The organism is Chryseosolibacter histidinae, assembly GCF_018598225.1.
Lineage (GTDB): Bacteria > Bacteroidota > Bacteroidia > Cytophagales > Cyclobacteriaceae > Chryseosolibacter > Chryseosolibacter histidini.
In genome coordinates this window covers 1-14,216 of the sequence record NZ_JAHESF010000045.1, presented here as the reverse complement: position 1 = coordinate 14,216, position 14,216 = coordinate 1, and the positions used below count along the sequence as shown (strand labels likewise).

Below are 14,216 nucleotides of genomic sequence, written 5' to 3'. Positions count from 1 at the left end.
TTACATGTGATTAAAGCTGAATAGACGTGAGGGGTCAAGCACAAGTGCGAGCTTTCCATTGCCCAGTATTGTGCTGCCCGATATAAAATCCTGTTTTTGATATGCGTCGCCCAGTGGCTTGAGCACGGTTTGCATTTTTCCCTCAATCCGGTCTACCGCGATTCCTTTACGCATACCGTTCACCAGCACCGAAATGATATCCGTGGTCTTGGGCGGATTCTCTTCATGGTGAAATTGTTTCCGGATCGAGAGCACAGGCAGCGGCTGCTCGTTCACAACCACGGTTTTATTCACCTTGTCCTGTCTGTCAAGCGCTTCATAAGGAATGCGGTCAATGCGCTCGATGGCATTCAACGGCACCACATACCGTGTCTCCGCAACACTTACCAGCATGCCTTCGATGATCGACCTTGATAACGGAAGTTTGATATGAAAGGAAGTGCCCTTGCCCTTTTCGCTTTTAATGGATATGCTGCCACGAAGCTCGTAGATCTTCTGCTTCACTGCATCCATTCCCACGCCCCGTCCTGATACATCCGATACTTTCGCCGCGGTAGACAACCCGGGGTGAAAGATCAGGTTCAGGATCTCTTCGTCCGTGAGCTGGGCATCGGCAGATGTCAACCCTTTTTCGATGGCCTTGCGTAACACCGCATCCTTATCGATTCCCTTCCCATCATCGCTGATGATGATGTTCACGTACGTGCTTGAATTAAAAGCCTTGAGCTTAACGGTTCCATACTCGCTTTTGCCCGAAGCCTTGCGTTCGCCAGGCAAACCGATGCCATGATCGATCGCATTGCGGATGAGGTGGATCATCGGCTCGGCCATCATTTCGATAACATCCTTGTCCATCTCGGTGTCTGCGCCCTCACTGAGGAAATTGACTTTCTTATTCAGCGATTTAGACAGGTCGCGCACCAGGCGTTTGAACTTTGTTACCAGCGTTTCGATCGGCACAAGCCCGATCTCGAGCGATGTGTCACGCAGCCGGTTGGTGATCATCTCGAGCTGCTCGGATACGCCATTCAGCGCCACATTATTGCTGGCTTCAGATACGTTCACCAGTTGCGCCTGCAGGATAATAAGCTCGCTGATCCAGTTGAGCAGATCATCGATCTTTCGCTTGCTTACTTTGATGATCGCGTCATTCACACTTTTCTTTTTCGCGACAGAAGCGTTCTGATCATCGATCCCGAGTTCTTCTGTTTCTCTTGCTTTAAGCTTTTCGGCCGATGCGCCCGCTGCATCCATCAGCTCCTGCCAGGAGATCCTGTTCTCATTGAATGCCGTGGTACACTGCAGAAAAGCCTCGTCCTCAAGAATATTACCGGGCGACAGCCGCGTGACCTCGTATTTACATTCATGGTCTACAAACAGGAAGAAGCTCTCGATCTCTGCGGGAGATGTAGTGGTGGCAAGGAACTGATGCCAGTGCAGGATCTCGTTGTTCTCTTTTTGAAAGGCCCTGGTATGGGCTGTGCCGAGCGCCTCCAGGTCGAGCATGATAAAGACCAGTTGATGATTGCCATCACCGGTTACCGGTACCGTAGGCGTAACCCGGATAAAGTACGTGGCAAGCTCGTCTTTCCGGGTGGTGCCAACGGCCTCCATACCCGCATCTGCCTGCGCATGCTGCACCACGAGCTCCGCCGCCGCGTTCAGGTGATCCTTCAGTGCGGCAGCATTGTTGATCTTGCTCTCTTCTTTCTCCTTCAGCAGGTCGCGTACTTTATCAAAGGCCTGCAGGGTTACGCTGATGAGCGCATCGGTCACCTGCATTTTACCCTGGCGAACCAGGTCGAAAAGGGCCTCAAGCTGATGCGCCATTTCACCGATCGGCGCAAAGCCAAACATGTTGGCACCGCCCTTGATCGTATGCATTGTCCTGAAAACCTGCTCCAGCGGCGCCGATGCCTTCGGATTGGTTTCAAGCTGCATGAGCCCTTCGTCAAGGTCGTTCAGCAGGTCAAGCGCATCCGCTATAAACCTTTTCTGATTGTTATCCATTGTTGATCACGTTGTCTATCTGGGTAAAAAAGCTGTCTGCGCGATACGGCTTTTTGATCCATGCGCTCAGGCCGGCTTCCTTGGCCGCCTTCATTTTCTCAGGACTACTTTCAGTGGTCAGGAAAATGACCGGCACCTGAGCAACGGCTGGCGTGGATTTGATCCTTTTCAACAACTCGAATCCCGTGCAGTCGGGCATGTTGTAATCGGTTAACACAAGGTCGATGTCCGGGCGGCTTGTGAGCAGCTTATAAGCATTGTTACCGTCAGATGCACCCAGTGTATCATAACCTTTTTTCTGCAGCGTCTCGCATACAAAGTCACGTATGCTAGCAAAATCGTCTACAACTAATATGGTCTTCTTCATGAATAGAAAGGATTCGGTTTCTGGCATCAAACGTACGGGCCGCCGCCATGCCTTTAAATCGCAAATGATTACACGGTATGAATTATTGAGTAACCGGGCCGCTGGGCCAGCCGTCACGGGCAACACCTATACACTCCTGCCGGGTAACCGCACGCGCTGCACTTCTCACCTGGAGGATGATAAAACCGTTGATGTCGCTGATCAACCCGAGATAAAAGCCAGCGATCTCAACGCGCACCGGCTCGCTCATGCTGTTGCCCAGGGTAACAACCTGGTATTCAAAAAAACCTGATAAAAGCGATGATCGCAGTAGCGATACCAGATCGCGCTGATAAGAAAGCACGTTGATACTTTTTCCGTTTAACTGCTGTGCCTCAAATCCAAGCGCATCGGTCAATCGCTGCGGAATGTGGGTGATCTTGAAATCCAGGTTGAGGATGATCGAATCGGCAAAAAGCGATGGCAATTTTTGTGTAATGGCCTCTATTGAAAGAACAGAAGAAAATATATCATCCCTGCGATCATCCATGTTCCAAAATCTTGGCACAAGGATACTGCGCTTTTGGAAAGTACTCCAGAATGGATGAGTGACTGGCAGGAAGTATTGAACGGACGGGAAGTTTAAGCGTGATAGCGGGACCTGATAGTGGCTCAATGACCCAGCCGGCCCAGGAACGCTTCTTTCTTACGTTTTGAGACGTCAAGCGATACGTCATTGTTCATGATCACATAACCACCATCGCCCCTGACGTACTTTTTGATAGCGTTCATATTGATCAGGTAAGAGTTATGGATGCGAAAAAAATTATGGTCGCCCAACAGGTCGTCATACTCCTTCAGCGTACGGCTCACAATGTGTTTCTTTCCGTCGCCGGTGTGGATGTTCGTGTAATTACTGCTTGCCTCGCAGTAGAGTATGTCATCGATCTTTACAAAAACAAGTCCATCGCTGGCGGGAAGCGCAAGCTTATATTGCGGCGAAACGGCGGGTTTCAGGTTCTGAATGAGCTGTTCGAGCCGTAACGACATGTTTCCATTAACCTTCTTCTCTACCTTTTCCAACGCCCTGGCGAGCTCCTCGATATCGATGGGTTTCAGCAGGTAATCAATGGCCGAAAATTTAAATGCCTTGATAGCATATTCAGAATATGCGGTAGTGAATATCACTTCAAAATCAATATTCTTCAAACGGTTCAGCAGATCGAAACCTGTTTCACGCTGCATCTGAATATCGAGAAATACCACGTCTGGCCTGTGCTCGCTGATGGCCTGGAGACCCTCTGAAACGTTCTGGCATAGCGCTTTGATCTCTACATTCTTGCAGAAATCCTGCAACAGTATCTGCAGACTTTCGCGGCTCTTCGATTCATCGTCGATGATCACACCTTTCAGCATGCAGCAAATTAAATTGACCCGATTAAATTTAATTTTCTCAAAACGATCATTTTATTACATCCTGACCCAGATTTTCACTTTTGTACCACAAGGCCGGCCCGCATCAAACAGGTCTTCAATTTCAAGCGAGATCTCATTTTTTTTATTGATCAGGTTCAACCGCTCCTCCGTAAGCGCAGAGCCCAAAGACCGGTGGCCTGGAAAGTTTTGCTGCCGTATTTCACGCGCTGCCTTCCGGCCAATGCCATCGTCTTCGATCTCGAAGACAATAGCCTCGTCGTCTACGCCGTATACCGATATCTTTAAAGTGCCTGTAGTGGTCTTGTTGTAAAGTCCGTGCAGGATCGCATTTTCCACATAAGGTTGGATCAGCAGGGAAGGGATCTCGATGCTGTCCGGATCAAGCGAAGGGTCGACCGTAAGCCTGAACTCGAACCTGTTATCAAAACGCACCAGCTCGAGATCGGTATAATGCCTCAGCAGCTCCAGCTCCTCGCTGAGTTTGATCTTGTTGTTGATGGAAGTGTTCAAAACACCCCTGATGAGCTTCGAAAAGGTAGACAGATAATTGATCGCGTTCAGCCGGTCATTCTTGGCTATGAAGAACTGGATGGAGTTGAGCGCATTAAAAACGAAATGCGGGTTCATCACCGAGCGTAATGCGATCAGCTTGTATTCCGCAATGGTTTTGTTGGCCTGAGCCAGCTCCTTTTCCTGCATGATCCGTTCCGTGACATCTTCCGCGAAGACAGAAACGCCGATCACTTTTCCATTCTCAATGATGGGACTGAGAGAATAATCCAGCCAGCGGTCAAATCGCTCTTCGCCCAGCCTGAACGTTTCTCCGCTCAAAGCCCGCTTATAACGTTGCGACCACTGGTGCTGAAGCGCAAGCATGGTCTCGTCGGTACTTTCGATCATAACCCTGTCTCCGGAAGAAACCGGGTAGCCATACATGGTTTGAATATGTGTTTTAAAAGGTTCGTTCATCATAATGTACCTGAACTCCCTGTCTACAGACCACACCATCACGCTTGTGTTGTTAATGGTAGCCTTCAGGTTAGCCTCGCTGATGCGGATCTTTTCTTCAGCCGATTTTTTTTCTGTGATGTCGCGGATAATGGTAATGATGTGCTTCTCCCCTGAAATCCAGAACTGGCTCGAAGCCACGGTGGCATTGAACAACTCACCGTTTTTGCGTTTTAGCACGACGTCGTAATCCAGCGCACCCTGCCCGTTGAAAATTTCAGTCGGGAGATCACCGGGCTCACCGTTCCAGTCCAGGTCCTGTATGGATCTGCCAAGCACTTCTTCTTTGCTGTATCCCGTTACCACCGTCAGCTTACTGTTAACATCGACAACAACCAGGTCTGCGGCCCGCACAATAACCTTGAGATCAGGACTGAGATCAAAAGCTTTCCTGAATTTCTCTTCGGCGGCCTTGCGGTCTGATATGTCTTTAATAACGGAAATAAAATACTTTCTTCCCTCGATCTCCACACGGCTGCTCGAGATCTGCACCTGTATCACCTGCCCTCCCTTCTTCCGCCATAGACATTCGAGCTCATTGCCCGAGGTATAATGGTCGCTCAGCGAGTTTATACGATCTGCGGGATCAACAAAAAAATCAAATTCAAAAAACACGTTGCCTACCACTTCCTGCCGCGTATAACCCAGCACACGAAAAGCCTTTTCATTGACATCGACCACCACCAGGTCCTCTTCACGGATGATCACCATCGGATCAGGATTGTTATTGAATGCCTTCGAGAATTTCTCTTCGCCGGCCCGCAGCCGCGACTCCGCCTCTTTAAAAAAAGTAATATCGTAGCTCAGCCCGATCACGCGTGTCAGCTGCTGTTTTTCAAAACCCGGATAACCCGTGATGCGCACCCATTTCTTATAACCGAGCGGTGTAACGATCTGCGTCGTAATGTCGAAGGGCAATCCCTGCCCCGACAACATTTGTTCAAGCGTGTGGTTTACGATATCCCTGCTGCGCTCTTCATACAATCTTAGAACCTGCTCGAAATCATTCAGATCGATGGACTTGCTGACGCCATAAATGCTGTAAACCTCATCAGACCACAATAGACGTTTGGCGCCAAAATCGTATTCCCACCGCCCTATTTTTGCGAGGTGCTGCGACTGGTTCAGAATAAACTCGCGCTCTGAAAGATCCTCGAGGCTGCTGGAAAGCTGCTGATTGATCTGGCGCAGCTCCTCTTCTGTACGCAACAGTTGGTCCTTGCGTGCCGCAAGCTCTTTATTCAAAATATATTCATCCTTGAACGCCTGTTCCAGTGCATGCTCCCGCGCGCGTTCATGGGTTATATCGCTCCAGATGCCGATGGCCGTGGTCACCACGCCATGATCGTTACGGATCAACTTCATCTTATCGCGGATATAATAAACCTCCCTGTTTGCCCCGTGAAACCTGTACTCATGCTCAAAATAGGATACATCTTTTTTCAGCGATGCCTGCCTGAAGCTCTGCACTGCATATTCACGGTCATCGGCATGGAGATTCTCTTCCCAGAAACCCGGAAGATCACCGTCAGGTATCGCGTACTTATTTCTGATGTTGGCGGAGGCGAACAATGAAATTTTACCGGTGCTGAAATTCCTTACCCAGACAACCTCTGACGACAGCTCGAGAAAAAACCGAAGGATATCACCTGAGCTGAATTCTTCTAAAAACTGGTTTTGCTCATTTTCCACGGCCGTTATTTACAAATAAAAGTTCTTATAAAGCTGGCTATTTTCGGGATTTGCTTGCTCCTGAAAAACTTCGATATTGCGGGATTGATTTCCTGGCAGTGCTGAAAATCGATTCCCATACCCATATTATTCCCAAAAAATTACCCAACTGGAGCGAGAAGTTCGGGTACGGTGACTTCATCTACCTGCAGCATCACCGGAAGGGGTTTGCCAAGATGATGCGCGGCAACCAGTTCTTCCGCGAGATCAAGGAGAATTCGTGGAATGCGGAGTTGCGCATCAGGGAATATGAGAAGTTCAACACACAGGTGCAGGTGGTGTGTACCATTCCTGTGATGTTCTCTTACTGGGCACGGCCGCTGGACTGCCTGGAGCTTTCAAAATTCCTCAACGACCATATTGCCGACCTGGTGGCGAAATATCCCAGGCACTACCTCGGGCTGGGCACCCTGCCTATGCAAGACAGCGAGCTTGCCATACAGGAGCTCGAGCGGTGCAGGGAAATAGGTCTTCAGGGCGTTCAAATTGGCTCTAATATCAACGATCTGAACCTGAATGAAGAAAGGTTCTTTCCCGTTTTCGAGGCCTGTGAGCGTCTGGGAATGGCCGTATTGGTGCATCCCTGGAACATGATGGGCGAAAAGCAGATGCAGCGGTACTGGCTGCCGTGGCTGGTAAGCATGCCGGCGGAAACATCGCGTGCCATTTGCTCGATGATTTTTGGCGGAATATTTGAAAGACTTCCCGGATTAAGAGTAAATTTTGCCCACGCAGGAGGATCATTTCTTCCAACCCTGGGCAGAATACAGCATGGATTTGACTGCCGCCCCGACCTGGTAGCCATTGACAACAACGTGAGTCCCAAAACCTACCTGAAGAAATTCTGGGTAGACAGCATCACCCACGACCCGCTGATGCTGGAGTATGTGCTGAAGCTGGTGGGATCGAAACACATTACCCTCGGAACGGACTATCCGTTTCCCCTGGGCGATCTGGAAGTTGGAAAATTTATTGAAGAGATGAACCTCGATGCCGGCACGGTAAGTGATATATTCCATGGTGCTGCGCTGGCATGGCTGAACATACCGAAAGAACGATTTGCATGAAGACCGTACAGACATTTTTGATGATCATTGTAAGCCTGGCGGGTACGTTGTCCGCCGTGGCACAGCAACAGGATGAGCGCACCCGTGAATACCTGCGGCAGGAGGAGCAACGCAAACGTTCGGAGCTGATGCGTCACCTCGATTCCGGTGTCTACTTCATGGATCATTCGGAGTACACACTCGCCGATGAAAAATTCAGGTACGTGCTGGAGAACATTAAAAGCGTTCCGTCAGATCTCACCTTCTACTTCGGCAAGAACTCTTATCACCTCAACAAATACAAGCAGAGCATCGACTGGCTGAACAAGTACATTCAGCTGAAGGGAACCACAGGACAACATTATCAGGAGGCTACCGAATACCTCAAGCTGGCTGAAACGGAATTTGTAAAAGAGAGAACCAAAGAAGCGCAGAAAGCCGGCGATGTGCTCTCTGCTAATTACGACATCGACTGCGGGCCTTCCGGAAAAGTGAGCTGCCCTGTATGCAAAGGCGACCACGTCATCATCCGCAAAGGTGCCTTCGGCGATGAATACAAGACCTGCCCCTACTGCGACGAGCACGGCATGCTTACCTGTCCAGAGTATAACAAGCTACTGCGGGGACAATTACGAGCGCGCCAGTAAAACCGGCGGCCGGTAGCGGGGTCTCAGATCTCATCCCGATAGCTATCGGGACTCCCATCTCATATCTATTTCGTATCTTGGAGGCTTTTACACGTTAAAGAACTCGATTAACCTGCAATTAATCAGCGCTTTATGCCATTGCACAACCGTATTGAAGGCCGCGTTCTCAAGGAGAAGATGCGGTCGGCCGAAGAAAAAAGGGTCACCATTTCCTTTTACAAATACCATCACATTGCATCGCCTGAAACCTTCCGGGACGAGCTTTATTTGAACTTTGATAAACTGGGGGTGCTGGGCCGCATCTACGTGGCCGCAGAAGGCATTAACGCGCAGATCAGCGTGCCGGAGCAGAATAAGGATATTTTCCGCGATCATTTATATAGCATTGGTTTTCTTAACGGCGTGCGACTGAACATCGCCGTACAGGACGACGGACGGTCGTTTTTCAAGCTGAAGATCCTGGTGCGAAAAAAGATCGTGGCCGATGGTCTCGACGACAGCTCCTTCGACGTGACCGATACCGGAACCCACGTCAACGCAGCAGAGTTCAACAGGCTGGCAGACGATCCTGACACCATCATTGTGGACATGCGCAATCACTACGAAAGCGAGGTGGGCCATTTTAAAGGCGCAATATGTCCTGATGTTGATACGTTCAGAGAAGAGCTTCAGGTGGTTGAAGACCTGATGAAAACACAGAAAGACAAAAAACTGCTGATGTACTGCACAGGGGGCATCCGTTGCGAAAAAGCAAGCGCATGGATGAAGCACCTGGGATTTGAAAATGTTTTTCAACTCAACGGTGGCATTATCAAATATGCACAGGAGGTGAAAGCAGAAGGCATTGAAAATAAGTTCATCGGGAAAAACTTCGTGTTCGACGAACGTTTGGGAGAACGCATCACGAATGACATCATCGCAGTGTGCCATCAGTGCGGCAAACCCTGCGATGACCACACCAATTGCAAGAATGACGGATGCCACCTGCTCTTCATTCAATGCAGCGAATGTGCCGCGCAATACAACGGATGTTGCTCTGTGGAATGCAAAGAAATTGTGATGTTGCCTGTGGATGCGCAGAAAGAATTGAGGAAAGGAATAAACAAAGGCAGACAGGTATTTAAAAAAGGACGTTCAGAAAAAATACAATTCAGGCCCTTCAATAAGTAAAAAACCATAACGGTTTCCGGTATACTGTTACCCGCAATCCGTTTACGGCATTAATAGGCAAGGCATGGTAATAAGAATAGGCATCATCAACGTTTCAGACAGGGCCAGCAAAGGTATCTATGAAGATACACCGGGTATAACAATTGCAGCGACCATAACGGAGTATCTCAAAAGTGCCTGGGAGAAGGAATATGCCGTGATACCTGATGAGCAGCACCTCATTGAGGAAACAATGATCAGTATGGCAGACCAAAAAGGGTGTTGCCTGATCATTACATCAGGTGGCACGGGCCCGGCAAAGAGAGATGTCACTCCGGAGGCCACAGAGGCGGTATGCGACAAGATGTTACCTGGTTTCGGAGAGCTCATGAGAGCAAAAAGTCTTACATACGTGCCTACAGCCATACTTTCGAGGCAGACTGCGGGGATCAGGAATAAAACATTAATAGTAAATTTACCTGGCAAGCCCAAAGCTATCAGGCAATGTCTGGATGCCGTTTTTCCAGCCATCCCCTACTGTATCGATTTGCTGGAGGGGCCTTATATAGTGTGTAACGAAAATGTGATCCAGGCCTTCAGGCCTCAAAACGCATAATTTTTTTAAGTGACATCCTATGGCAAGAATCAAGTACTACTACGACACCGAAACCTGTAAGTACGAGCGGATCAGGACCAGGAAAAGTGATGTGATCCTCAATGGGCTTGGTATACTGTCATTGACGCTGATCATGGCCATCGGTCTCCTGTTCCTCTACAGCAGTTATTTCGAATCTCCCAAGGAGCTGATCCTGAAAAATGAAGTGAAAGAGCTCGAGTTCTATTACGACAAGCTCAATAAAGATGTGGAAATGTTGAGTACGATCCTCAACAATGTCGAGCACCGCGATGATAACATCTACAGGGTTGTGCTGGGCGCCCAGCCCATTGAAAAATCGGTGCGCGATGCCGGGGTAGGCGGTGCTGACCGTTATGCCGACATCCGCAAAAAAGGCATCACCCATACCGACCTCGTGGTGGGCCTGCACGAAAAGGTGGATAAGCTCAGAAGAAAGCTCTACATCGAATCCAAATCGCAGGACGAAGTAGTGCAGCTGGCGGAGAACAAAGAGAAACTTTTCGCGGCCATTCCCGCCATCCAGCCCATCGCCAATAAACAGCTCATCGCGCTGGCGTCAGGCTTCGGCTTCAGGGTACACCCCATTTACAAAGTAAAGAAAATGCACTCGGGCATCGATTTCGCCGCCCCCATCGGCACACCCATCTATGCTACGGCAGATGGCAAGGTTGTGGTTGTTGATGTGAAGTTCAGCGGATACGGGAAAATGGTGGAGATCGATCACGGCTTCGGATATCGCTCACGCTATGCGCACATGCACGAGTTTGCCGTACGGCCCGGGCAAAATATCAAACGCGGCGACCTTGTGGGTTATGTAGGCAACACAGGTATGTCTACCGCCCCTCACCTGCACTACGAAGTGCACATCAACGGCGTGCAGGTAGATCCTGTTCACTATTTCTTCAACGATCTTTCAGCAGGAGAATACGAGCGGATACTGGAGCTGGCATCGACCGAGAACCAGTCACTTGGAATGTAAACCATACAAGACCTTCATAAAAAAATTAAAACCCGGCATGCCCGGGTTTTCTTTTGAGGTAATATTTCAGCGCACACTCCGGTACGCTGAAATATTCGAAGAAAATCAATTCTTGCCGGCCTTCTTGTCGCGCTTCTCAGCTCTTTTTTCCTTCAAGGTCTTGGCGGGTTTTTTCTTGGTTTCCTTCCGGGCATCTTGTCCTTTTGCCATAGCTATTGAGATTATTTTAATCCAATATTAATAAAAAATCAGAATAATAACCGCTTCACTGCAGTTGCTTGCCCCATCACAGGCATCCGCTTTGTCAACCCTCACCTCCACCGGCCCATCGCCACGCAATTTCGTGTAAGTTTCAAATTTCTGAATCAAGCACCGAATAAGGAAATTTACATCAGTCTGACCGGCCACCCGACAACTTTAAACCTGAAACCTTAAACTTCAAACTTTAAACTTTAAACCTGAAACCAACCTCCAAAGATCAGCTACCAAATCAGTGAATGAAACCATCCGTGCTTCGCCTCTGTTATGGTGCAGTGTTTTTGAAAATGATTTCAACACAGACGTATTCGGTAGCAGGCGTTGGCATGATTTTTTTACCTGCTTTTTTTCTGTGGTTCTTAGACATCCTGTAGACTTTTTTCACCAAAAGCTCCACGGCATTCTTTTAACCGGCAGGAACACATTTACCTTAACACTAATCTTCTTATTTTTAAAAAGTACAATCTACCCACTATGAGAAAAAAAACTGGTCGCTCATCCTCTGTTGTAGAAAAAGTAGGAAGCGGCAATGGCTCTCATAAAGCAGCAACCATTGCGCCGGAAAAACCCACCGTAAAAAAGAAGAAACCAAATGTTGTATATCCCAGTGTTCAGGTAAGTCCTTACGACTTGTCGGGCATGCTCGACAACCGTGAATTGCTCCGGGTACTGACCGAAGTCAAGGCAGGGAATTTCTCCGTTCGGATGCCTTTCGACCAGGTGGGCCTGAGCGGAAAGATCTGCGACACCCTTAACGAAATTATCACCCTCAACGAAAAGATGATGGGGGAGTTTACACGGGCGGGCCAGATCATCGGCAAGCAGGGTAAGCTGAACCAGCGCATCGAAGTGCCCAGCTCAAAAGGCTCATGGGGCACCGGTGTCGATTCCATCAACGGACTTATTTCCGATCTCGTGCACCCTACCATCGAGATTGCGCGCGTGATCAGCTCCGTGGCCAAAGGAAACCTTTCGCAGGAGATGCCCCTTGAAATTGGTGCTCATACCCTGCAGGGAGAGTTTGCACAGATCGCCAAGGAGGTGAACGACATGGTGAAGCAGCTGAACCTGTTCTCCATGGAAGTAACGCGGGTGGCACGTGAGGTGGGCTCCGAAGGTAAGCTCGGTGGCCAGGCGAAAGTAAAAGGTGTGGCCGGTGTATGGAAAGACCTTACGGACTCCGTAAACCAGATGGGTAGCAACCTGACGGCCCAGGTACGTAACATCGCGGAGGTAACAACCGCGGTGGCAAAAGGCGACTTGTCAAAGAAGATCACCGTAGACGTAAAAGGCGAGATCCTCGAGCTGAAGAATACCATCAACACCATGGTGGACCAGCTCAACTCATTCTCTTCTGAAGTAACCCGGGTGGCGCTCGAAGTGGGTACCGAAGGTAAGCTCGGCGGACAGGCGCAGGTGAAAGGTGTGGCCGGAACCTGGAAAGACCTCACCGACTCTGTAAACCAGATGGCCTCCAACCTTACCGGCCAGGTACGTAACATCGCAGAGGTAACAACCGCGGTGGCAAAAGGCGACTTATCCAAGAAGATCACCGTAGACGTAAAAGGCGAGATCCTCGAGCTGAAGAACACCATCAACACCATGGTGGACCAGCTCAACTCATTCTCTGCCGAAGTAACACGGGTGGCCCGCGAAGTAGGCTCCGAAGGTAAGCTCGGTGGACAGGCTACTGTAAAAGGCGTGGGTGGTGTATGGAAAGACCTTACTGATTCTGTGAACCAGATGGCCTCCAACCTCACCGGCCAGGTGCGCAATATCGCCCAGGTAACAACCGCCATGGCGCGGGGCGACCTGTCGCGCAAGATCACCGTGGATGTAAAAGGCGAGATCCTCGAACTGAAAGATACCATCAACACCATGGTGGACCAGCTTAACTCATTTGCCTCTGAAGTGACCCGCGTGGCCAGGGAAGTAGGCTCTGAAGGTAAGCTCGGTGGACAGGCTACTGTAAAAGGTGTGGGCGGTGTATGGAAAGACCTTACCGATTCCGTAAACCAGATGGCCTCCAACCTCACCGGCCAGGTACGGAACATTGCTCAGGTAACAACTGCCGTGGCAAAAGGAGACCTCTCGCGCAAGATCACCATGGATGTGAAAGGCGAGATCCTCGAACTGAAAGATACCATCAATACCATGGTGGACCAGCTCAACTCATTCGCCTCTGAAGTAACCCGCGTGGCCCGCGAAGTAGGCTCCGAAGGGATGCTGGGCGGGCAGGCCGATGTACCTGGTGTTGGCGGCACCTGGAAAGACCTTACCGACTCTGTAAACAAAATGGCCGGTAACCTTACCTCGCAGGTGCGTAACATCGCCGAAGTGACAACAGCCGTGGCCAATGGAGACCTTTCGCGCAAGATCACGGTGGATGTAAAAGGCGAGATCCTTGAATTGAAGAACACCATCAATACCATGGTGGACCAGCTCAACTCGTTCGCCTCTGAAGTGACCAGGGTGGCCGTGGAAGTGGGCTCCGAAGGTAAGCTCGGCGGACAGGCAACGGTGATCGGCGTGGGTGGTGTTTGGAAAGGCCTCACCGACTCGGTGAACCAGATGGCCTCCAACCTCACGAACCAGGTGCGAAACATTGCAGAAGTAACTACCGCCGTGGCAAACGGAGACCTGTCGCGCAAGATCACGGTGGATGTGCGCGGCGAGATCCTCGAATTGAAGAACACCATCAATACCATGGTGGACCAGCTCAACTCATTTGGCTCTGAAGTAACCCGCGTGGCCCGTGAAGTAGGCTCCGAAGGTAAGCTCGGCGGACAGGCCGATGTACAGGGCGTGGGTGGCACCTGGAAAGACCTCACCGACTCCGTGAACAAGATGGCCTCCAACCTCACCTCGCAGGTGCGGAACATCGCCGAGGTGACCACAGCCGTGGCAAACGGTGACCTGTCGCGCAAGCTCACGGATGCCGTGCACGGGGAGAACCGCGCATTGAAAA

Annotated in this window: 11 protein-coding genes; 6 read left to right on the top strand and 5 right to left on the bottom strand. The window is 50.0% G+C overall.

The features are described from left to right. The 5 genes from KK083_RS27425 to KK083_RS27405 all read right to left on the bottom strand — a co-directional run bounded on the left by KK083_RS27425 (position 1) and on the right by KK083_RS27405 (position 6,493). The gene (locus KK083_RS27425; protein WP_254169340.1) at positions 1 to 2,010 is read right to left on the bottom strand and encodes a chemotaxis protein CheA; all 2,010 of its coding nucleotides are present in this window, start codon (positions 2,008 to 2,010) and stop codon (positions 1 to 3) included. Continuing rightward, positions 2,003 to 2,377 (bottom strand): response regulator, encoded by a 375-nt coding sequence (locus KK083_RS27420; RefSeq protein WP_254169339.1) that lies wholly within the window; start codon positions 2,375 to 2,377, stop codon positions 2,003 to 2,005. Before KK083_RS27420 ends, KK083_RS27425 begins: the two co-directional genes overlap by 8 nt. An 82-nt stretch (positions 2,378 to 2,459) precedes the next feature. After that, entirely contained in the window at positions 2,460 to 2,906 is a 447-nt protein-coding gene (locus KK083_RS27415; protein ID WP_254169338.1) for a hypothetical protein, read from the bottom strand. A 122-nt stretch (positions 2,907 to 3,028) separates the two neighbouring features. Further along, complete coding sequence (locus KK083_RS27410) at positions 3,029 to 3,772, bottom strand: LytR/AlgR family response regulator transcription factor (protein WP_254169337.1); 744 nt, start codon at positions 3,770 to 3,772, stop codon at positions 3,029 to 3,031. 54 nt (positions 3,773 to 3,826) lie between these two features. Then, positions 3,827 to 6,493 (bottom strand): PAS domain S-box protein, encoded by a 2,667-nt coding sequence (locus KK083_RS27405; protein ID WP_254169336.1) that lies wholly within the window; start codon positions 6,491 to 6,493, stop codon positions 3,827 to 3,829. 98 nt (positions 6,494 to 6,591) lie between these two features. Here KK083_RS27405 and KK083_RS27400 point away from each other — a divergent pair, with 98 nt between their 5' ends. The 6 genes from KK083_RS27400 to KK083_RS27375 all read left to right on the top strand — a co-directional run. Next, a complete protein-coding gene (locus KK083_RS27400; RefSeq protein WP_254169335.1) occupies positions 6,592 to 7,599 on the top strand; it encodes an amidohydrolase family protein in 1,008 nt (335 codons plus the stop codon). Next, positions 7,596 to 8,225 (top strand): hypothetical protein, encoded by a 630-nt coding sequence (locus KK083_RS27395; protein ID WP_254169334.1) that lies wholly within the window; start codon positions 7,596 to 7,598, stop codon positions 8,223 to 8,225. Before KK083_RS27400 ends, KK083_RS27395 begins: the two co-directional genes overlap by 4 nt. A gap of 132 nt (positions 8,226 to 8,357) precedes the next feature. Further along, on the top strand, positions 8,358 to 9,395 hold the full coding sequence (gene trhO / locus KK083_RS27390; protein WP_254169333.1) for an oxygen-dependent tRNA uridine(34) hydroxylase TrhO: 1,038 nt from the start codon (positions 8,358 to 8,360) through the stop codon (positions 9,393 to 9,395). A 64-nt stretch (positions 9,396 to 9,459) separates the two neighbouring features. Then, positions 9,460 to 9,990 (top strand): molybdopterin adenylyltransferase, encoded by a 531-nt coding sequence (mog, locus tag KK083_RS27385; RefSeq protein WP_254169332.1) that lies wholly within the window; start codon positions 9,460 to 9,462, stop codon positions 9,988 to 9,990. Between the two features lie 19 nt (positions 9,991 to 10,009). Then, on the top strand, positions 10,010 to 10,990 hold the full coding sequence (locus KK083_RS27380; RefSeq protein ID WP_254169331.1) for a M23 family metallopeptidase: 981 nt from the start codon (positions 10,010 to 10,012) through the stop codon (positions 10,988 to 10,990). A gap of 732 nt (positions 10,991 to 11,722) precedes the next feature. Beyond that, positions 11,723 to 14,216, top strand: a 2,494-nt coding sequence (locus KK083_RS27375) for a HAMP domain-containing protein (RefSeq protein ID WP_254169330.1), incomplete at its 3' end; no start/stop codon positions are given.